The organism is Pseudoalteromonas shioyasakiensis, from assembly GCF_019134595.1.
Taxonomy (GTDB): domain Bacteria; phylum Pseudomonadota; class Gammaproteobacteria; order Enterobacterales; family Alteromonadaceae; genus Pseudoalteromonas; species Pseudoalteromonas shioyasakiensis_A.
This window is the reverse complement of the sequence record NZ_CP077770.1, coordinates 69238-90743: the sequence shown is the minus strand read 5'-3', so window position 1 is coordinate 90743 and position 21506 is coordinate 69238. Positions and strand designations below refer to the sequence as shown.

16 protein-coding genes are annotated in these 21506 nt (G+C 42.4%); 11 read left to right on the top strand and 5 right to left on the bottom strand.

All coding sequences use genetic code 11. The features are described from left to right. Positions 1-132: 132 nt before the first annotated feature. Positions 133-1233: a GGDEF domain-containing protein gene (locus KQP93_RS00460; RefSeq protein ID WP_254907700.1), complete on the top strand. Its 1101-nt coding sequence runs from the start codon at positions 133-135 to the stop codon at positions 1231-1233. Here the strand turns inward: KQP93_RS00460 and KQP93_RS00455 are convergent. Next, positions 1226-3508 carry a penicillin acylase family protein gene (locus KQP93_RS00455; protein WP_217875449.1) on the bottom strand — a complete coding sequence of 761 codons (2283 nt, stop codon included), beginning with the start codon at positions 3506-3508 and terminating at the stop codon, positions 1226-1228. The genes KQP93_RS00460 and KQP93_RS00455 overlap by 8 nt on opposite strands. 165 nt (positions 3509-3673) lie before the next feature. On the opposite strand from KQP93_RS00455, the gene KQP93_RS00450 reads away from it, so the two are divergent. From KQP93_RS00450 to folX, 6 genes are all read left to right on the top strand, one after another. Beyond that, positions 3674-7039, top strand: a complete 3366-nt coding sequence (locus KQP93_RS00450) for a response regulator (protein WP_217875448.1) — start codon at positions 3674-3676, stop codon at positions 7037-7039. 15 nt (positions 7040-7054) lie between these two features. Continuing rightward, positions 7055-7681, top strand: coding sequence for a YceH family protein (locus KQP93_RS00445; RefSeq protein ID WP_217875447.1), 627 nt, complete (start codon positions 7055-7057; stop codon positions 7679-7681). Positions 7682-7748: 67 nt separating this feature from the next. After that, complete coding sequence (nadE, locus tag KQP93_RS00440; protein WP_217875446.1) at positions 7749-8585, top strand: ammonia-dependent NAD(+) synthetase; 837 nt, start codon at positions 7749-7751, stop codon at positions 8583-8585. A gap of 248 nt (positions 8586-8833) precedes the next feature. After that, positions 8834-9553, top strand: coding sequence for a dihydromonapterin reductase (folM, locus tag KQP93_RS00435; protein ID WP_062566254.1), 720 nt, complete (start codon positions 8834-8836; stop codon positions 9551-9553). A gap of 18 nt (positions 9554-9571) precedes the next feature. Further along, positions 9572-10126 (top strand): GTP cyclohydrolase I FolE, encoded by a 555-nt coding sequence (gene folE, locus KQP93_RS00430; RefSeq protein WP_055199245.1) that lies wholly within the window; start codon positions 9572-9574, stop codon positions 10124-10126. A 2-nt stretch (positions 10127-10128) separates the two neighbouring features. Next, complete coding sequence (gene folX / locus KQP93_RS00425) at positions 10129-10488, top strand: dihydroneopterin triphosphate 2'-epimerase (protein WP_054554637.1); 360 nt, start codon at positions 10129-10131, stop codon at positions 10486-10488. On the opposite strand, the gene KQP93_RS00420 is transcribed toward folX, so the two are convergent. After that, complete coding sequence (locus KQP93_RS00420) at positions 10485-10919, bottom strand: YqaA family protein (RefSeq protein WP_217875445.1); 435 nt, start codon at positions 10917-10919, stop codon at positions 10485-10487. The two genes, folX and KQP93_RS00420, sit on opposite strands and share 4 nt — an antisense overlap. A 57-nt stretch (positions 10920-10976) precedes the next feature. Beyond that, complete coding sequence (locus KQP93_RS00415) at positions 10977-11348, bottom strand: DUF4870 domain-containing protein (RefSeq protein WP_217875444.1); 372 nt, start codon at positions 11346-11348, stop codon at positions 10977-10979. A 205-nt stretch (positions 11349-11553) separates the two neighbouring features. On the opposite strand from KQP93_RS00415, the gene KQP93_RS00410 reads away from it, so the two are divergent. Genes KQP93_RS00410 through KQP93_RS00395 form a run of 4 tightly spaced genes read left to right on the top strand, consistent with a single transcriptional unit; the run spans position 11554 to position 15252 of the window. Continuing rightward, a complete protein-coding gene (locus tag KQP93_RS00410; RefSeq protein ID WP_130166501.1) occupies positions 11554-12255 on the top strand; it encodes a spondin domain-containing protein in 702 nt (233 codons plus the stop codon). A 9-nt stretch (positions 12256-12264) separates the two neighbouring features. After that, on the top strand, positions 12265-12993 hold the full coding sequence (locus KQP93_RS00405; protein WP_217875443.1) for a spondin domain-containing protein: 729 nt from the start codon (positions 12265-12267) through the stop codon (positions 12991-12993). A gap of 58 nt (positions 12994-13051) precedes the next feature. Next, positions 13052-13777: a response regulator transcription factor gene (locus KQP93_RS00400; protein ID WP_217875442.1), complete on the top strand. Its 726-nt coding sequence runs from the start codon at positions 13052-13054 to the stop codon at positions 13775-13777. Continuing rightward, entirely contained in the window at positions 13777-15252 is a 1476-nt protein-coding gene (locus KQP93_RS00395) for a sensor histidine kinase (protein WP_217875441.1), read from the top strand. The genes KQP93_RS00400 and KQP93_RS00395 overlap by 1 nt, the downstream gene beginning before the upstream one ends. Positions 15253-15273: 21 nt before the next feature. Here the strand turns inward: KQP93_RS00395 and KQP93_RS00390 are convergent, their stop codons facing one another. Both KQP93_RS00390 and KQP93_RS00385 read right to left on the bottom strand, forming a co-directional pair. Continuing rightward, entirely contained in the window at positions 15274-17439 is a 2166-nt protein-coding gene (locus KQP93_RS00390; RefSeq protein ID WP_217875440.1) for a S9 family peptidase, read from the bottom strand. Positions 17440-17568: 129 nt separating this feature from the next. Next, the gene (locus KQP93_RS00385; RefSeq protein WP_217875439.1) at positions 17569-21270 is read right to left on the bottom strand and encodes a S8 family serine peptidase; all 3702 of its coding nucleotides are present in this window, start codon (positions 21268-21270) and stop codon (positions 17569-17571) included. Positions 21271-21506 lie beyond the last annotated feature (236 nt).

Here is a 21506-nt window from a genome sequence, read left to right as displayed (position 1 = left end):
GAACAAACGCTTAGCTTCATTCATAAACATCAGTGACATGCGTTTACAAAGCAAAAGCGAGCAATTATAAACCTGCATTGCTCAATTTTTCATCTATAATTACGCTACTCTCCATGTGTATTTGAGGTTGGATTGATCAAACACTTATTAAAACAATCAAAGCAATCTGGCTTAGAAGAGATTGAACACGTTAAATTTCTGATTATTTCTAAAATCGCCTATTTCGCGTTGATTGTTCATGTCTTGCTGATCCCCGTATTTGCTCACATAGGGGCAAATACGCTTGCTTTAGTTAATATCTTGAGTGTGCTTGCTTGGGCAAGCGGCATCTTTTTAATTAAGCAAGGACTGACTTCGCTGGCACTTAGAGTATTTTGCCTTGAAGTAATTATTCATGCGGTCATAGTCTGTGCCACCCTTGGCTTAGGCGCAGGGTTCCAGTTTTACCTATGGACTGTATCTTGTATTTTAATGATCGATTATCAATTAACCTTTAAACATGCAGCTTTATATAGCTTAGTGATGATTGCGATATTCGCCCTGCTATATGTATTTTTTTCAGATGTTCAGTACAGCTTTGCTTACCCAGAATTACTACCACATGTAAATGTAATCAATATTATTATCGCTGGTTTACCTATGGTCTATGGCATGGGTCTAATCAGAGAAATTACTTTGTCGCAACGGGTTGAGTTAACAGAAATGGCAGCCCGCGATCCACTTACTAAGCTCTACAACCGCCGTTTTGCAAAAAAATTAATCACTGCAGCACATCAAAAGAGCATAGAACTTGAGAGCAGTCTTTGCATCGTTATGGCTGACATCGATAAGTTTAAAAATATTAATGACAATTACGGCCATGAAAAAGGTGATACGGTGCTCATTAATGTCGCAAGGTTAATTCGCCAATTTATTAATGATGACGATATAGCGGTACGCTGGGGTGGTGAAGAGTTTTTAATTTTATTAACTAATACAGATGCAAAGCAAGCCTTTGCAAAAATTGAAACTTTACGTTTAAAAATCGCCGAACTAGAGGCGCATCATGAATTCCCCGATCTCACGGTCACCATGAGTTTTGGACTTATTGAATGGCAACCGCTCGCCTCAATAGAAAAAATGCTACAACACGCTGATGAAGCGCTGTATAAAAGCAAGCACGCAGGACGCAACCAAACTACCATTGCTAAAGGTCAACGCCCTGCTTTCAAAGATGCTGATGCGGTTAATTAACCGCATCGATAGTGATACTGTGGGCAATCTCTTGTGGCAATAATGGCGTTAAACCATTACTGATATAATCGTTAAACCCAGCACGATAAAATTCTGACAATGGATGCCCCGACTGCCCACCCGGAATAGCCATAATCGCTTTATCTAAGTGCCCAGGTTGAACAATAAAGCGCTGTGAAGCACCAAAGCTACGTCCTTGCACCGAAGGCATAAAGGTATCGCCAAACCCAGGCTCCGTAGGCATATTCAATAAACTTTTCAGTGCAGGTATTTGCTTGGCAAATGGGTGCTCAATCACTAATTCGTTAACCTTGCCCCACTCCCAGCTGTGCGGGTTGTTACCGTATTGCTCGGTTAGTTTAGTGATAACGCGATCAAAGGCTCCTATCATTTGTTGTTGCCAGTTTGCATACTCAGGGTTTAACCATGCTTCAGGCTGCGCTTCGATAAGTTGCCAAACAGCAGGCTCTAAGTCTCGCTTTACTGGTTTTAAACTACTATCAAGGGCTTTTAGCTTATTCTCTAACGGGCTAAATAAGCCGTTAATCACTTCACTGCGGTAGCGTTTTACTAAGGTGTAGCCAATTGAGTCGCTACAAGCACATGCCTGCCAATTATTTAGCTCTTTTAAATACAGGGCATATTTATCGCCTGCGGTGCTAAGCTGTTTGACCAGCAGTTTATGCCAAGAAGTTAAGAATCGAGCTTCGTTATCATGTTGTAAGTCATAAAAATCTTGTTCGTTGAACTGTTGTTTTTCAAATAAGCGGTCGCGAATTTGTGCCGAGCGAGCCCCCATGGCATAAGCACCATTACCAAAGCGCTGGTCATCCTCTGCGGAAACGACTCGTGAGTTGCCTGTCCATAAACGGCCACTTTCAGGGTTTTTAACAAATGGACGCTGGGTTTCGTTTTCGTGCCACTGTGCTGGATATGCTTGCTCAGCCACCGCTAATTGATGGGGCTCTTTACGGGCAGGCACAGCTCCCATATTCTTCCAGGCTGCATTACCTTTATCATCAACAACCATCAAATTTTGTACAGGAATACCCACTTCAGCCGCAAGCGCTAGTGCATCATCAACATTGTTTGCCTGCTCAAGCTTAAGCAGCTCCATATCAACCGCATACTCATGGTGGGCAACCCAACTTAGCGCATAAGGTTTGCCGTTGATTTCTGTAACTGGGCCATACTCACTCATGGTTAAAGCGTAATTTTCGCTGTTGCCGTCATTGAGTAAGATAGGTTCATCTATCTGCCAGGTTTTCTCTTTACTCTCAAGAGCTATCCAGTCGGCTGTATCTAGATAACCATTGGTGAATCCCCAAGCTATCTTATTATTGGTACCAACAACAATGGCAGGAGCCCCAGGTAGTGACACACCGGTGATTTGCTGCATTTCACCATTGAGTGGGTAATTGAGCTGGGCACGGTACCAAATAATTGGCACAGCAAACGATAAATGCATATCGTCAGACAACATTGCAGCACCAGTTTCAGTTAACTGCCCAGTAACCGCCCAGTTATTACTACCAAGCTCCTTTCGGTCTGCAATCTCAGTCATAGCCCATTGAGCACCTTTAAGGTTAGGAATACCGCCGTCATAAGGCGCTAATTGACTGTTGTCGAGTGCCGCTTGATAAAGGCTAGGCTGAGTAATAAAGTCGACCATCGCCTTACCGTATAGATCTTCGATTTCGATAAGTGTTTTGTCGCGCTCAAAGGTGGCCGTTTGTAAATCTAAATACATACTAAAAATGATTAGTAAGCTGTCTTCACTTTGCCAAGGCTTTGCTTCAGCGCCAGTGAGTAAATATTCAAAGCTATCGAAACCTACTTGCGCATGGCCCTCATTAACCCCATTCGCGTACGCTTTTAATAGCGCTTTATCGTTAGCAGGTAATTGCGCAACAGCAATCTGACTACGTTTACGTAACTGGTGAAAGCGCATTTTTTTATCAAGCCCAATAGCAGCTTTACCAAATAACTCACTTAGTTCACCTGCAGCATTGCGGCGCAATAAATCCATTTGAAAAAATCGGTCTTGTCCATGCGCAAAACCAAGGGCATAAGCCGCATCTAAACGGTTTTCGGCATGAATAACAGCCTGTCCTAGGGTATCTCGCTCAATCTTAACTGATTGCGAAATCGCGTCGCTTTTACCGCGACCATCAAGTGCCGGTAAACTTAAGTTTAGTACACCATAAACAAGCCCCGTTGCGAGTAACATCACAACAAACAAACCTATTAGTAACCATTTGATTATCTTAAACATGCCAATTATCCTTGCGCCAAAGTAACACTATATTAACCTGAGTTTTGTGAAAAAATAGTGTTGCGATACAAATAATTGAAATTAGTACTCTTAGCTTGCTGTTCATTGTTAATTACCACAGAAATTGTCTATAGTAGGTAGATAGTATAAAACCTGATATTTCTCATGCCGCTAGCGACCGAAACAGATAATAAAAAACTACAAAAACTGAAGCTAGCCTTCTGGTTTTCACTTGCCTGTATCATCGTGATTGGCCTTGTAATCGACCAAATTAATTACAGCCGCGAGAAAGATGCTTTTCGTGCACAGGAGCTGGCAAAAGTAAGTGCCTATCGTGCAGAGCTCGAAGCCACCTTAATATCTAACATTCAACTTGTTAGGGGCCTTGCAGTTGCCGTTGCAGCCGAACCCAATTTAGACCAAGCCCGCTTCACGCAAATAGCCAGCCCCTTATTTTCAACGTCTTCAGAGCTTAGAAACATCGGCGCAGCCCCTGATATGGTTATTCAGATGACTTATCCTCTTGTGGGTAATGAGAAATCTATAGGGCTAAACTTTTTAGAAAACCCAGCGCAGCGTGACGACGCAATTAGAGCACGAGATGAAAACCGTATTGTTATGGCCGGCCCCTTAGAGTTGGTGCAAGGTGGTCAAGCATTGATAGCAAGAATGCCCGTATTCACTCCACCAGAACTCACTTTTTGGGGGCTCCTCTCTGTTGTCCTCGATATAGATAAGATTTACACGAACTCGGGGTTAATCGCGCTAAGTCAGCATTATGATATTGCCCTACAAGGCAAAAATGGCCTTGGTGCTAAAGGTGATTTTTTCTTCGGCTCTAAGGACGTGCTCAACACAAACCCTCTGAGCTTTAGAATTAACTTTCCAGGTGGTGAGTGGCAGATGTACGCCACACCAAAATCTGGATGGCAGCCACCAAGTTCTGCTATTTGGCCGCTAAGACTGGCCATTATTTTATTCTGTATCTTGTTTGCTGGCGCCTCTGTATTCTTTTTACGCATGGTCGAAAGACAGTACAAAAGCGAACGTATGTTAGAAACCATGAGTAGTCTTGCTAAAGTCGGCGCTTGGTCTTTTAATCTAGAGACAAGAACCGTCTATTGGTCTGATATGACCAAGCAAATTTTTAAGTTTCCTCTTAATGTACAACCAGAGTGGCCTGCTAACTTTACGCATTTTAAGGCTGGTGAAAGCCGGGATAAAATTCGTCGCCTTAACGAGCGTGCAATCAAGTATGGTGAGAGTTTTGAGACTCAAGTACAAATCATCACTGCTGAAGGTGATGAAGTTTGGGTACTGTTACATGGTGAAGCCGAGCATAAAAATGGCCGTTGTATAAAACTATTTGGCTCGCTGCAAAATATTGATACCCGTAAGCGAGGTGAGCTAGAAAACAACAAAATAGCCTTACATAACGAGATTTTAGCCTCTCTTACCGTTAATGATGCGGTACTGACTGGTAACCTTAACTTATCTAAACATGTGATTGTGCAAGCAATTTGTCACGCTTTTGATATTGATCGCGCTAGTATTTGGCTATTTAGTGACGACCGCCAGTCGCTCAATACCTTTGCTATTCACGACCAAAGCCAGCCTGAATTTAGCGAGCCGATTTCACTACAACAATTTGAATTTCAGAATTATTTTGATGCCATTAACAATCACGCTGTAATTAATGCCAGTGATGCTCAGCAACACCCTCTGACTAGTGACTTACGTAGCAATTATCTTGATTGGTTTAATGTACGCTCAATGCTGACTGTGATCATCCCCACAGGTAGCAAAACGATGGGGGTTGTGTGTGCCGAAAAATGTCATAACCGCAGACACTGGAGTAAAAATGAGGAAAGCTTTTTAATCGCAGTTGCGGCACTCATTGGTAGTTTACACGCAAGTCAGCGCCGTATAGAGACAGAGCAGCAACTTGTTCAAGCGAAAGAAGCAGCAGAACAAGCAGTAAAAGCCAAAAGTGAATTTTTAGCAAGCATGAGTCATGAGATCCGCACCCCCATGAATGGCGTGATCGGGATGCTCAATATCATCAAACAAACTAAACTAGACAACCAACAAAACCACCATATAGATTTGGCGCAATCATCGGCTGAATCACTATTGCATATCATAAACGATATCTTAGATTTCTCTAAAATTGAGGCCGGTAAGCTCGATATTGAAAATGTTAGCTTCAATGTATCAAAATTACTTGGCGATACTATCGAATCATTTGCCATTAAAGCAGAACAAAACAATACCAAGTTACTGCTAGATACCACACAACTTAATCACGGCTTTATCATTAGTGATCCAAATCGGATTAGACAAATCATCAATAACCTAGTGAGCAATGCGGTTAAGTTCACGAAAGATGGTGAGATTATCGTCATCGCCAAGCTCGAAACAAACAACGAAGAATTGTTCTTGAACTGCTCTGTTATTGATTCGGGTGTAGGCATTAAGCCTGAAAAGCAAGCAACTCTATTTGACTCCTTCACTCAAGCTGATGCATCAACTACGCGCCAGTACGGCGGTACTGGGCTTGGCCTTGCGATAGTAAAACAGCTGTGCCATTTAATGGGAGGTGATGTCAGTGTGGTTAGTTCGTACGGGGAAGGCAGCACCTTTAACTTTACTGTAAAAGTTAAGCGTGATCACACAAAGCAAGTGCCAGAGCCAAGCCACATTATAGATAAAAAGCATATTTTAATTGCTGATGATTGTAAGCTCAGTATCAATATTGCCAAAAAACAATTGCAGCTATGGGGAGCAGAGGTCGAGACCTATAGTGATATGCCAAGCTTACTTAATCGTGCCGAAATACTAAATGATAAAGGCTGCGATGCAATTTTAGTGGATTATCAACTTTATAGCAGCGCAACAAAAGAGCACCAACAATCGTTTTTAAAATACTTTAATGCCACTAGCTGTAAACGAATTTTGATGGCACCAATGAGTCTCACTGAAAAACAAACGAGACAAACATTAAAAGTTGAGAGTATTATCTTTAAGCCATTAACACAGTCTGATTTATTTAACTCACTGGCAAACGACAAATACATTGAACAGCAACAGGTTAATAAAGAAACCTTAATAACCAATGTTGTCACCAGTAGCGATAATGCTGAGTCGCAAGTCTTGCTGGTTGAAGATAACAAAGTAAATCAGATGGTAGCGGGTTCGTTACTTAAACAGGCGGGCCTTAGTTTTGATATTGCCGAAAATGGTCTTGAAGCAATTGCAAAACTTTCGAGCCGTGAGCAAAATCCTTATCAATTAGTGTTAATGGATTGCCAAATGCCAGAAATGGATGGCTACCAAGCAACACGAGCTATTCGGGCAGGTGAAGCAGGCGCAGCTCATCAAGGGGTTAATATCGTCGCACTCACAGCAAATGCGATGCAAGGTGACAAGGAACGTTGTTTAAACGCAGGTATGAACGACTATATCACCAAACCTCTTAAGTTTGACTCGCTCAGTAAAAAATTAACAGTGTGGCTAAGCACTGAAGAATAAAAAGAGAGTAAAACCATGCAATTATCATCAATTCAACAACGTGTTATTGGCTGTTTACTCGAAAAGCAAAGTACAACACCCGAACATTACCCATTATCTTTAAATTCACTGACCAATGCATGTAATCAAAAATCTAACCGTGAGCCAGTATTGGCTCTCACTGAAGCGCAGGTCCAAGATACACTCGATGAGCTTATTGCATCACGTTTAGTGACGGTTGATGAAGGGCTGTCAGGGCGCGTAAATAAATATGCTCACCGCTTTTGTAATACCGAGTTTGGTAGTTTGCAATTTACTGAGCAGCAACGCGCTATTATCTGTTTGTTACTATTACGTGGCCCGCAAACACCGGGAGAGTTGAGAACGCGCAGTAATCGCCTCGCTGAATTCAGTAACGTCAATGAAGTCGAAGCCGCATTAAACGCACTCATCGAACAAGAACATGTGGCACGCTTAGCACGAGAGCCCGGCAAACGAGAGAGCCGCTACATGCACTTGTTTGTTGACCCAGACAGCATTACTGAAGAAATGGCTGCTAATGAGCCTATGCAGGATAACAGTAGTGAAGTACAACAATTACGAAGCGAAATCGAAGATCTTAAGCAGCAAATTAACGCAATAAAAGCGCATTTAGGTCTTTAATAAAAACCGCGCCCGTAACATAATGTACAAGACGCTGACAACCACAACGAAAAATAGGAGCTCTAACATGCGTGCCGACATTCTGGCGGAAATGAAAGTCCAACCAACTATTGATGTAAAAGCACAAATCACCCGTCGTGTTAACTTTCTTAAAAGCCGACTTATTGCTGCGCACTCTCGCTCACTTGTATTAGGGATCAGTGGCGGTGTTGACTCATCAACCTGTGGCCGTTTATGCCAATTAGCGGTTAATGAATTAAACCAAGAACATAACACCAACGAATATCAATTTATTGCTGTACGCTTACCTTACGGCGTACAAGCAGATGAAGACGAAGCACAACTAGCCGTAGATTTTATTCAACCAAGTAAGCGTATGACGGTTAACATTAAAGCAGCTGTCGATGGCATGCATGAACAAGCAATGGCCGCGGTTGTTGGTGGTGGTGCTGAATTACCAGAGCAAGCTAAAATCGACTTTATCAAAGGTAATGTAAAAGCACGCCAACGCATGGTTGCGCAGTATGAAATTGCCGGTTTCAGCCAAGGCTTAGTTGTTGGTACCGATCACAGTGCTGAAAACATCACAGGCTTTTACACAAAATTTGGTGATGGAGCATGTGACTTAGCACCTTTATTTGGCTTATCAAAGCGTCAAGTTCGTGCGCTTGCTGAGCACTTGGGAGCGCCAGCTGTACTTGTACATAAAGCCCCAACGGCCGACTTAGAGTGTGATCGCCCAGGTCTAACTGACGAAGAAGCGCTTGGTCTAACTTACGATCAAATTGATGATTTCTTAGAAGGTAAAGAAGTCAGCAATGAAGTCGAAGAAAAGCTAACAGCAATTTACTTACGTACTCAACATAAGCGCCAAGCGATCCCAACGGTATACGACGAGCTTTAAAAACGGTTAAAACACTAAAAGGGCAATAATAATTGCCCTTTTTCCTTCCTCGTACAGACCCTTAGCAATATTCAAAACCTTCAATCACTCATTATCGGCCGCGCTAAATGATCTAGAGCGCTATGCTTGACGTAAAAGTTAGCAACATGATTGCAGTAAAGATGAAATAGTTCTGTAATTTGGTTTATAGTTGTTACAGTTAAATACATTACATTTCAAATCAAAAATCTAAGGTTTTATATTAGTTTATGTCATCGCCCATTTTAATTACTGGCGCAGGCCAACGTATTGGACTCGCTCTGGCCGAGCACTTTTTAGCGCAAGGGCAAGAAATCATCGTCACTTACCGTACCCGCCATGAAGCAATTGATGTGCTTGCAGGTAAAGGGGCTATTTGCATCCATGCTGATTTTAATAGTGACCAAGCTATCGGGCATTTTATCGAAGAATTAAAAACCCATACCAATCAGCTCAAAGCAATTATCCATAATGCGTCTAGCTGGGATTGCGAAGCAAATAACCACGATTACGCAGACCTGTTTGATAATATGATGCGTATCCACGCCAAAGCGCCCTATTTAATTAATTTAGCAGCTTCTGATTTGCTACTGCATTATCAGCAAAACAGTGGCCAAGCCGCAGATATTATTCACTTAACCGATTACGTCGTTGAAAAAGGCAGCCCTAAGCACCTTGCTTATGCAGCAAGTAAAGCGGCGCTTGATAATTTAACTAAGTCGTTTGCCGCTAAATTTGCACCAGACATTAAAGTGAATGCTATCGCCCCTTCGTTAATTATTTTTAACGAACACGATAGCGACGAATACAAAGCCAAAACATTAAAGAAATCGCTAATGGGCATTGAGCCCGGCTGCGCCGAGATTATTAACAGCGTAGAACTATTACTAAGCAGTCACTACATCACAGGTCGTTCTATGCCTGTTGATGGTGGCAGACATTTAAAATAACGAATTACTGAGAAAGCTATGCACGATGATTTAAAAAACAGTTACCAACAAATAATTACCGCAGTAGGTGAAGATCCTGCTCGTGAAGGATTACTCGACACACCAAAACGCGCAGCAAAAGCGATGGAGTATCTGACTAAAGGCTATCGTCAAACATTAGATGAAATCACCAACAATGCGGTATTCACTTCAGATGCCGATGACATGGTCTTGATCCAAGACATTGAGCTTTACTCTATGTGTGAGCACCACTTGCTGCCATTTGTTGGCCGCTGCCATATTGCTTATATTCCTGATGGCAAAGTGCTTGGTTTATCTAAGTTTGCGCGAATTGTTGACATGTTCGCACGTCGTTTTCAAATTCAAGAGCAATTAACCCATCAAATTGCTAAAGCGGTTGAAGAAGTAACTGGCGCGAAAGGTGTTGGTGTAATCGTTGAAGCAAAGCACATGTGTATGATGATGCGCGGTGTTGAAAAGCAAAACTCAAGCATGCGTACATCGGTTATGTTAGGTAACTTCAGAGCCGATCCAAAAACCCGTAACGAGTTCTTACAACTAGTTAGAGGGTAATGATGGCCAATGCAATTATAAATGTCACTAACCTCAGGCTTCGAACCTTTATAGGTTTTAACCCTGAGGAACGTGAGAAAAAACAAGATGTAGTGATTAATTTAGAAATTCACTACCCTGCTGATCAAGCTTGTGAAACTGACGCAGTCGATAAAGCACTAAACTACAAGACCATTACTAAAGAAGTGATCAGCCTTGTCGAAGAAGGCCACTTTTTGCTGTTAGAAAAACTGGTTGCTGAAATTTTAGCTATTTGCCACCAGCATCAAAGTGTTCACTATGCCAAAGTACGCGTCGATAAACCTCATGCGCTGCGCTTTGCGGATTCTGTATCATTGACCCTTGATTGGCAAAAAAGCTAGAATAACTTTTCTAGTCCTACCGCAAAGGCAAGCACAGCTAAATAACGTGCGCCTTTGCCTAAGGTCACGAGTAACAAAAAAATTGAAAACTTAACCCTAAAAATTCCGCCAACAACCGTTAAAGGGTCGCCGACAATAGGCAGCCAAGCAAACAACAAACTGTAAATACCGTACTTATTGAATTGCTGTTCGGCTTTGTCTATCGAGTTTTGTGAAACGGGAAACCATTTACGGTCTTTAAATCGCATGACTTGCGTGCCCAGCCAATAATTCACACAACTCCCAAGCACATTACCCACGGTTGCACTTAGCCATAACAACCAAAGTAGATAATCACCACTGGCTATCATAGCTGTCATTACTAATTCTGAAGAGCTAGGTAATAAGGTTGCGGAAATAAACGCGCTGAAAAATAACGATAAGTAGGCCATAAACATCACATAAAAAAGCTCAGCAAATGGCTGAGCCTTTAGTATATGGCAATTAATTTACTTTATAAATTCTATCGCCATAGGGTATTTAACATCTTTACCATCGTTGGCTTTAATCGCCGATACGACCACCATAATCAATGAGAATAGCGCAACCAATGGCAGCAGAATGACACCAACGACAACAAACATCAGCATAAAGCACACAATGTAAGCAATCATCATGGTTAATTGAAAGTTTAATGATTTGCGACCATGCTCAGCAACAAGTGGCATTTCTTCTTTTTTTACAAGCCAAACAATCAAAGGCCCAATCACCGAACCAAACGGGAAAATTAACCCTGCTAAGGCACTTAAGTGACAAAACATTGCCCATGTGCGCTGCTCTTTATCTGCCACAATTATTTCAACTTTTTGATTATCATCCATTTTAAATTCCTTGTTATGGGTTTGTTTGTATCTCTACTATAAACCGTAATAACCTTTTACACTAGTTAAATTGGTTAAATTTAAAACTCTCAACCAGCAAAAAAGGCTGTAATCAACGTTGTGATAAAAATGTGATAACTTCGTGAAGGTTTCTGGATATTGCTATTCGATACTGGTTTTGAATCATCAAAAACAGGAATCTCACATGAAAGCTTTACCTTTAACTTTATTCGCTGCATGCGCAGTAACTAGCCTTGCAAGCCAAGCTGCTGAGCTTGATATAAAACTAACTAACCTCACGCAAGGTTTACACTTTACCCCTATTCTCATTACGGCTCATAACAGTGATAGCAAACTTTTCAGCGTTGCTATGCCTGCTTCTACAGCCCTACAGACTATGGCTGAAGGTGGCAATCTCGAGCCATTAATGACTGAAGCCACAGCCGCAAACAGCGACATGGTTGCCAACCCTGCTGAAGGTTTATTAGCCCCAGCAAGCTCAACAATGGCGAGCTTATCCACCAAGGATGGCAATAACTACTTATCTCTAACAGCCATGCTACTGCCTACCAATGATGGCTTTGTAGGTTTAGATAGTTGGATGATCCCAACCGAAGCTGGTACCTACACTGTTTATCTCAATGCGTATGATGCAGGAACCGAAGCCAATGATGAGCTTGTTGTTGAGGGTTCAGGAATGCCGGGCACGCCAGGCATTCCTGCCGCACCGGGTGGCAATGCGGGTATGAATGGCAGCGGCGTCACCAGTAGCGAAACCAATATGATGGTGCATATTCATCCGGGTAATTTAGGTGACGACGATTTAGAAGCAGGTATGAGTGACCTCGATAACACCGTACACAGATGGTTAAACCCAGTTGCGATGCTAACAGTTACGGTTAAATAGGAGGTTATTATGCGCTTTTCAAAAAGCTTAATTATCCTCGCATTGAGTGCCGGCCTTGCGGCTTGTGGGGATTCAGATAAATCATCAGACAACATGGATGAAGCGCTTGAAGAAATGACAATGGAAATGGGTGAGATGGCAACAAATCATCAATTTATGGTGGAGGTAGTCAATCTCACCGCTGCTCAACCTTTCTCCCCTGTTGCTGTGATTGCTCACACTGATGGCATGCTTTGGGAAATTGGCGAACCAGCATCTGAAGCACTTGAAATTATGGCTGAAGGCGGCGATAACAGCGAGCTACTCGCAGCAGAAATGACAATGCAAGCAGCTTCAGCAGAAAGCCCATTACAACCAGGTGAGCAAGTCACGTTAACCCTGACAACGGGAGAGCTTGATTCATTAAAAATTAGCTTAGCGACCATGTTGGTGAATACAAATGACGCTTTTACCGGTCTTAATGCTATAGATGTGTCTTCGTTAGCGGTTAATGAGTCACTGTCTCGTACTAGTTTTGCCTATGATGCAGGCACCGAAGCTAACTCTGAAGCTCAAGGCACGATCCCTGGTCCTGCCGACTCAGGCGAAGGCTACAACGAAATGCGCGACGATATTAACCGTGTTGCAATGCACCCAGGTGTGGTTAGTCAAGATGATGGCCTGACAAGCTCTGTGCTCACCAGCCAGCATAAGTTTGATAACCCGGTTGCTCGGATCACGATAACGCGGACGCAATAATAATCGCACTCCTTACACCGAGGTCATAAGGATGTGCCTCAGTGATTTGGAGTGAACCATGCGCCAAGAAAAATTATTAATCGTCGAAGATGATAGAGCAATCCGCCAGCTCATCAGCACACAATTGCACTGCCTAAACTTACATATTGATGAAGCCTCGAGCGCTGAAGCTGCAATAAAGAAGCTTGCCAGCTCAAGTTACGGCTTAGTACTGCTCGATATTAACCTGCCACAAATGGATGGCTTGAGCTTATGCCGCAAAATTAAAGAGCACTATCCAAGTATTGCCGTTATTTTACTGACCGCACTCAGTAGTGATATGGACAGAGTGATAGGTCTGGAAATGGGCGCTGATGATTATATTTGCAAGCCGTTTTTCGCTAGAGAATTACAAGCACGAATAAAAACACAATTACGGCATAGGTCACAACTTATAGCAGCTCAATCACACTATGAAGATAGTACTCAAGCGGCAATTCAACTTGGAGAACTACACATTGAATTTACCAGCCATCAAGCATTTTTAGCTGACCAAGCTATTAACTTAACCGCCACCGAATTCGATTTACTGGTCTATTTTGCTAAACACCCAAACCATGTTTTTAGCCGCCAACAGTTACTTGACCAAGTATGGGGTTATCAACACAGCGGCTACGAGCATACGGTCAATTCCCATATAAACCGTTTACGCAGTAAGTTTGAGCAACATCACCCAGCCAACTTTATCGAAACAGTTTGGGGTGTAGGCTATAAACTAAACCCCGGTCAATTGAGTGCAAATTAATGAAATCAATGACGCTTTATCAAAAACTCGCTTGGTCTTTGGTGCTTATTTTTAGTCTTTTGTGCACACTGGTTTTAAATTGGAGTAAGCAGCTAGAGCAAAGCTCGGTACACCATGCTCAGCAAAACTTGCACCTCCAACTAGCTGAGCATTTAGTGCATGACAACCCACTGATCCAGCAAGGTGTGTATGACTATGATGCACTAGAAAACTTATTCCACACGCTGATGATACTTGGTCCGGCTTTTGAATTTTATTTTGTAGACTCAGAAGGTCATTTACTGACTTATTCCGCCAAACCAGGGCAAGTCGTGAGGCAACAAATAAACTTAACCCCAATACAGCAGCTACTCGACAACCCCACTGCCACACCGATTTATGGTGACGATCCACGTAGCAAGGATGGCGTAAAAATATTTTCGACTGCGCCAGTTTATAATCAGCAGCAACTGCAAGGCTATTTATACGTGATTATTGGCGGGCAAGCTTACGATACAACCCTTAAAAACATTAAAGCCAATGATAACCTTTGGCTTGCTGCCATGTGGTTTGTAGCTGCCTTAGTTGCGCTCTTTATTGCGATGTTGCTGTTATTTCGGTTTTTCACCTTACCGTTAAAAAAACTCAATAAAGAGCTTAATAAAATAGAAGCGGCTAACTACAGCCTAACCAAAATGTCATTGGACTCTAGCTACACAGCTCACGATGAAATTGGCAATTTAAGCAAAGGCGTCAATGCCATGCTGGCACGTATTGATGAGCAGTTTCAGTCATTACAGCAAGCTGATAAACAACGCCGTGAGTTACTGACTCACTTATCACACGATTTACGTACGCCGCTCTCTTCACTCCACGGCTTTTTGGAGGTGATCAATAAACCGGATAGCCACTTAAACGAGCCTGAGCAACGTCATTATCTCAACCTTGCAATGGATAACTGCCAGCAACTAAAACAGCTGATTGAACAAATTTTTGAGCTGGCTAATTTAGAATGCGGCCAAGTAAAAATACAATCCGAGACCTTTAATTTGGGTGAGTTAATTTATGATTGTGTGGCAAAGCTTGCTCTAACAGCGCAATCAGCGGGAATTTCACTCAAGGTTATTCCCGAAATCTGCGATTTTACCGTGACGGCAGACATCGCAAAATTAGAGCGGGTACTTACAAACTTAATCGAAAATGCCGTTCGGCACACCCCTAATGGCGGTGAAATTGCCGTTAAGGTTAGCCAGCAAAGTGATCAATTATACGTGGCAGTGTCTGATACCGGGGTTGGTATTCATGAGGATGAACTCAATGCGATTTTCGAGCCTCACTATCAGGCACGTAATAGTATAAAACGAGGCTCAACAGGCTTAGGACTTGCTATTAGCAAGCAACTGCTCACCCTAATGGATAGTGAAATAAACGTAAAAAGTACCTTAGGAAAAGGCAGTGAATTTCGCTTTAATTTAGCTATGCAGGCATCCGCTTAATCACGGATGCCTGTGTTGTTATTATTTTTCGATACCCGCCAAATCGAGCATAAAGGCGTAATATAAAGCGGTATCTTGCAAGCTTTTAAAGCGCCCAGAAGCACCGCCGTGCCCTGCTTCCATGTCGGTTTTGAACAGCAAAAGGTTATCATCGGTTTTATAATCACGTAACTTAGCAACCCATTTTGCAGGCTCAAAATACTGAACTTGAGAGTCGTGTAAGCCGGTAGTGACTAACATATTTGGGTAAGCCTGCTGCTTAACTTGGTCGTACGGCGAATATGACAGCATGTAATCATAATAGACTTTATCGTTCGGGTTACCCCACTCGTCATACTCATTCGTTGTCAGTGGTAAGCTGGCATCTAGCATGGTCGTGACCACATCAACAAAAGGCACAGCAGCAATCACCCCTTTATAAAGTTCAGGCGCTTGATTCACAACAGCCCCCATTAGCAAGCCACCTGCACTGCCACCCATAGCAAAAATATTATCCTTATCACCATACTTTTGAGCGGCTAATGATTTAGTCACATCAACAAAGTCATTAAAGGTGTTTTGTTTTTTCAGCAACTTGCCGTCTTCGTACCAAGGACGACCCAGCATTTGTGAGCCACGGATATGCGCAATCGCAAACACAAAACCGCGATCAAGTAAGCTTAAGCGTGAACTAGAAAAGCTCGGATCCATGGTCGCACCATACGAACCATAACCATATTGCATAAGCGGATTCGAGCCATCTTTTTTGAACTTATCTTTACGATAAACAAGGCTCACAGGAACATCGACACCATCTCTAGCCGTCACATAAACTCGCTCAGAGGCATAGTTGTCAGGATTAAAATCACCTAACACTTTACGCTGTTTAAGTAGTGTTTTTTCGCCACTTTCTAGGTTGATATCGTAGCTGCTGCCTGGCGTCGTCATACTTGAATAGTAAACACGTAAGCTAGGGTTATCTAACTCACCATTACCATAACTAAAGACCATATAAGTTGGATCATTAAACGCAACGACTTGCTCTTGTTGGTTACGAAGGTCGCGAATAGTGATTCGGGTTTGCCCCATTTCTCGCTCTTCATAAACCAAGTGATTGTTAAATAAATCAATGCCTTCAAGTTTTACGTTATCACGACCAGCAATTAGCGTTTGCCAATTTGCTTTATCATGAGCCTTATCGCGGTGCACTTTCATAAGTTGAAAGTTAACTGCATTTAAATTGGTAACGACGTAGTACCAATCGCCTAATTTACTGATGTCATATTCAAGCCCTGCCTCGCGTTCAATAAAACGTTTTGGCATTGCTTTGACATCATTAGCATCAATAACCGAGACGCCAGACGCACTGGTGCTGCCATGACTAATATAGATTTCCTGTTGGTCTTTGCTCTTATAAATACCGGTGTAGTAACTGGTGTTTTTCTCTTCGTAAACGAGTTCATCATCGGCTTGTGGGGTGCCTAACGTATGGCGATATACTTGATAGCCTAACAGCGTCTGTAAGTCTTTTTTGATGTAGTAAAAGGTTTTGTTGTCATTAGCCCAGACTACATCTCCTTCTGTGCCTTCAAGGCTCTCTGTGAGCATTTTACCTGTTGTTAAATCTTTTACTTTAATTGTGTAAATACGACGACTCACAGTATCTTCACCATAAGCCAGCAAATTGCCATTTGGGCTGACAGCTAAACCTGTTACGGCAAAATAGTCATGATTTTTAGCAAGCTCATTCACATTTAAAATAACCTGCTTATCTTCTCCTTGGCTATCTTTGCTGCGCACATAAACAGGGTATTCGTCATCACCGCGCGTTTGTGAGAAGTAGTAATATTCCCCTTTTTTTGTCGGTACGGTATCGTCATCCTTCTCAATACGCCCTTTAAGCTCTTCGAACAGGGTGTTTTGTAGCATTTGAGTATGTGCCAGTTTGCTTTCAACATACGCATTTTCAGCATTCAAATGGGCAATAACAGCGGCATCTTTGCGTTCATCATCACGCATCCAATAGTAGTTATCGATACGTGTGTCACCATGAATGGTCATTTCATGAGGTATTTTTTTGGCGACGGGTGCTGCAATCTGAACTTGCTCTGTAATAACGGCTTGTTCTTTATTATCTGGGACTTTATTACACGCTGATAAAGCAGCTAAAGAGAGTGCCGCAAGGCAAAGTGAATGGCCAACTTTCATGGGATTCCTGTATTTGTTTTATTATTCTGTCTCCAATATAAGTAAAAAAACTGCAATATATAAGTAGCCTTTGTGAAGCAATGTAAAAAGGGAGCCGTAGCTCCCTTTTATTACTTATTTATCAAGTAATTACTTTTGCTTACGACGACGCATAAATGCGAACGGTGCAGCAAGTAATGTTAACCATGCTAGTGAACCTGAAGAAGATTTCTTCTTCGCTGGTTCTTCAGCTACAACATCTTCTGCCGGGTCTTGTGTTACTGCAATAGTAATCATCACCGCTTCAGACATATTGCCTGCAGAGTCAACTGCAGTTACTGATACTTCGATAGAGGTTGTTTGCTCATAATCGATAGCACCCGCAACCATTAACTCACCCGCATCGCTGATGCTAATGCTCTCGCTACCTGTCACTTCATATGTTGCGATAGGAGTTAGATCTGCATCAGGGTCAGTTGCAGTCACAGTGCCAATTACAGTACCTTCTGCTGCATTTTCCTGAACAGAGAACTCACCAAGCTCAGCGTCGATTACTGGGTTAACTTCTTCTGGCTCGTCAGCAACGTTCATAACTTCAACAGTTACCATCGCTGATTCAGAGATATTGCCAGCAGAATCGGCAGCAACAACTTCAAGCTCAATGCTCATCATACCAGCATCGTAGTCAAGCATGTCGCTGTTCATAACAACAACGTCACCTGAAGCAGTCACTGACACAGCTGAAGAAGTAGAGCTAACTACAATGTATTCAGCGATTGGATTAGCAAGCTCAGCACCAAATGTTGCTTCTAATGTGCCAATCACAGTATCTACTGCCGTGTTTTCATCAACAGAGAATGATGCATCAGCAAGAACTGGCGCAACGTTAGCATCTTCGCTTGGTGTTGCTACGTAAGCTTTTGAACCTGAGTCAGATAAGATCATGAAGTCTGCACCAGCGTTCAACAATGTTGCAGAAGCGCCTGGCTCTAATGAGCTAACTACTTCACCAGCTTCATCAACTAGAGCTGCATATACGTCACTTGATGCGTCTGTAAATGTATATGTACCCATCGCGACATCGCCTTCACCTGATGCAATTGGTGTCCACGTTTCTTCTTCTGTACGGAAACGTACATTTGCAGTTGCGCGGCCAATATCATCAGCAGTTAGACCAAATGCACCTAAACAGCTTTGCATTGTAAGATGGTTATTACCAATGATTTGGTAAATATTATCAAGGTTACCTGACGAGCTACCATAACCATGAGTAAAGGTAATTGCAGTGCCTGGCTCAACATCGTAGAACCATTCTAATTTACCATTTTGTACTGTTACATCGTATGTACCATCTTGGTCTACGTCGAAGTCAGCCATGAAACCACCCACGTAAGAGTGAGTAATACCCTCATTCATCACAAGAGTAGTCAAAGTAACATAACCGCTATCACAGATATCAGTAGGCACTTGGAATGTTTCGATTGATGCACCCACTAAGTCAAAGCGTTGATCTTCATCAACATCATCAGTCATCACTGTAGGAGCAAATACTGGCTCAAGTGCTACCGCACCTGTATTTGTTAACTCATGAGCAACACCATTATCTGTCATTACAGGCATGAAGCTCATTGCTGCATTTGCTTTTGGTAATACGTGATAAACAAGGTGGAATGCTTCATCGCTACCATCAGAGAAAATTAACGCACCATCAAGCTCTAGGTTAGTTAAATCAGCCGTTGCATCTTGTGAGCCGATGTTATCATCGGTTAATGTCCACTCAGGTAATGTTGCAGGGTCAATCGTCGCTGTCACGTCAAATGACATAGTTTGACCTGCCGGCACTGTGATTGACTCTGGGTAGTCAAGTGCAAATGAACCACGTTCAACATCATCTGCATAACGCTGCTCAAGAGAAAGTGTGTACACTTTATCTTCGTTAGAGAAGTTCTTAACTTGAACTGTTTTAGTAAGCTCAACGGTTTCTGATGCGTTTACTAAACCAAACGAAAGTGCTGCTTGTTTAGTATCTGCAGCCCATGCAGCAACTGGTAAGTTAGCCGCTTTGTTTACATCAACAAGACCCGCACCGATATAACTAATTGGTGCAAGCTCAGCGTCTGGGTTAATCGCTAACGGCTCCATAGTTACATTTAGGTTTGCCGTGTTCATTAACGTCGCTTTAATTTCAAACGCGTTACGCTCTGGCAGCGCTTCTTTTAATAAGCTCACCGCACCAGCAGTAATTGGGCCCGAGAATGAAGTACCTGTTGCGCCAGTAAGACCATCACCAAGACCAGGATGAGCAGTCATGATGTTTACACCTGGTGCTGTAATTTCTGGTTTTAACAGACCGCCCATTGAAGGACCACGCGATGTGAAATCAGCAATCGCGCCAGAAAGAACTAAACGTTCAACTGTTAGATTAAATGTACCGCCCGCTTTAAGCGCTGTACCTGCAGCAAACGTTACACCTACAGAAGGGATAGTTACTGAAGGATCTGAACCGCCCATAGGTGCTGGCGTGCCATCGTCATTATTGTTTGCAATAATAACAAACTCTGCGCCTTTAGCTTGTGCTGCTAATACTTTAACTGTAAATGCACATGCACCACGGTCGATGATAACGCCTTTACCAGTAAAATCTACGTCATCAGCAAACGCTTCACATGCTGTTTGATTTGCATCAGGGTAAACAAGCTCAATATCATCATTTGAGAAGCTAAACGCTGTTTGTGGGCCAAAACTTGCTGGTTGCACAATTGCTTCTTCGCCATTTATTGTACCGCTACCAATTGACTCTGCACCTGTAGGGTGAGTCATCGCACCTACTGAAAGAGCATTTTCTGTAGTACTTGGACCACCGACGATGAATGGGTAAGCGCCATCATTACCTGCAGAGATAACAACGTTTGTGCCAAGCTTAACCGCTTGGTTGATAAATAGGCCAACTGCATCGTTGGCAATATCACCGTAATCGCCACCTAGAGACATGTTGATAACATCAACACGATCACTAATGTCGCCATTACCATCAGGGTCCATTGCACTTTCAAGTGCTAGTAGTTGTGCAAGACCAGGACAACCGCTATTACATACCGAGTAAACAAATAAATCTACGTTTGGCGCGATGCCATTAACAGAGTGAGAAACGTGTGTACCATGGTTAGTTGTTACATCAATTGGATCATCGTCATAATTGATGTAATCATAACCGCCTAATACTTTACCTTGAGGCCAATCTACAGAAGCAGGATCAGCAATAGCTGCCGCATATGCTTCGTCAGTTCCCGCACCACCAAAGGCTGTATGAGTGTAGTCGATACCTGTATCAAGCACAGCAACGCGAACACCTTCACCTGTCGCTAAACCATTTGATACTAAAGGAGTTGCTTCAATATAGTCAGCGCTGTCAGCAACATGCAATTCATAATCGTATACAGGGTAAATACCTTCAACTTGAGAGTTTGATAGTAACTTAGCAACATCTTGCTTATTACCATTTACTACAATTGAGCTGACTAGCGTTGAAGTTTTAGCCACAACTTGAAGAGGCAAGTCCATGCTGTTGATTGCTTGCTCTACGCTTGCTTGCGCTACTTTTGCTTGCGCTTGAATCGACGCAACATCTGCACCCATTGTTTTTGCGTTAATAGATGCTGGAGCATTAAGTTTTACAAGCCAACTTGTTGCTTCACTGCGAACTTTTTGTTCTTTTTTAGTTACCGCGCTCGCTTTAATTAATTTTTTGCCGGCAAGATTATATTTAGAAAAGTCGTTGGCTTGTGCACTAGCGCACATTGCACTTGTTACAGCCAAAGCAACTGCAGTTCTTTTTATTAGATTATTAGACATGGGTTCCCCTGGGATATGTTATGTTATCGTCTAAATAGTGATTGAAACAAAGTTTCAGCCCCAATATAAAACGGAAACACAAACAAGAACAACATTTCAGTTACAAAACAATTACAATTATTTGAAGCTGAAACACACAATAAATTACAACCCACTGTTTATAAATGATTTTACATGGTAAAGAGCAGTTGTAAATATTTGTAAATGAACATTATGTTGAGTTTTATAAAATAGAG

Excerpts from the sequence above, each read along its gene's own strand:
- KQP93_RS00455 (WP_217875449.1), bottom strand. The coding sequence starts at position 3,508 with ATGTTTAAGATAATCAAATGGTTACTAATAGGTTTGTTTGTTGTGATG.
- KQP93_RS00450 (WP_217875448.1), top strand. The coding sequence starts at position 3,674 with ATGCCGCTAGCGACCGAAACAGATAATAAAAAACTACAAAAACTGAAG.
- KQP93_RS00445 (WP_217875447.1), top strand. The coding sequence starts at position 7,055 with ATGCAATTATCATCAATTCAACAACGTGTTATTGGCTGTTTACTCGAA.
- nadE (WP_217875446.1), top strand. The coding sequence starts at position 7,749 with ATGCGTGCCGACATTCTGGCGGAAATGAAAGTCCAACCAACTATTGAT.
- folM (WP_062566254.1), top strand. The coding sequence starts at position 8,834 with ATGTCATCGCCCATTTTAATTACTGGCGCAGGCCAACGTATTGGACTC.
- folE (WP_055199245.1), top strand. The coding sequence starts at position 9,572 with ATGCACGATGATTTAAAAAACAGTTACCAACAAATAATTACCGCAGTA.
- folX (WP_054554637.1), top strand. The coding sequence starts at position 10,129 with ATGGCCAATGCAATTATAAATGTCACTAACCTCAGGCTTCGAACCTTT.
- KQP93_RS00420 (WP_217875445.1), bottom strand. The coding sequence starts at position 10,919 with ATGGCCTACTTATCGTTATTTTTCAGCGCGTTTATTTCCGCAACCTTA.
- KQP93_RS00415 (WP_217875444.1), bottom strand. The coding sequence starts at position 11,348 with ATGGATGATAATCAAAAAGTTGAAATAATTGTGGCAGATAAAGAGCAG.
- KQP93_RS00410 (WP_130166501.1), top strand. The coding sequence starts at position 11,554 with ATGAAAGCTTTACCTTTAACTTTATTCGCTGCATGCGCAGTAACTAGC.
- KQP93_RS00405 (WP_217875443.1), top strand. The coding sequence starts at position 12,265 with ATGCGCTTTTCAAAAAGCTTAATTATCCTCGCATTGAGTGCCGGCCTT.
- KQP93_RS00400 (WP_217875442.1), top strand. The coding sequence starts at position 13,052 with ATGCGCCAAGAAAAATTATTAATCGTCGAAGATGATAGAGCAATCCGC.
- KQP93_RS00395 (WP_217875441.1), top strand. The coding sequence starts at position 13,777 with ATGAAATCAATGACGCTTTATCAAAAACTCGCTTGGTCTTTGGTGCTT.
- KQP93_RS00390 (WP_217875440.1), bottom strand. The coding sequence starts at position 17,439 with ATGAAAGTTGGCCATTCACTTTGCCTTGCGGCACTCTCTTTAGCTGCT.
- KQP93_RS00385 (WP_217875439.1), bottom strand. The coding sequence starts at position 21,270 with ATGTCTAATAATCTAATAAAAAGAACTGCAGTTGCTTTGGCTGTAACA.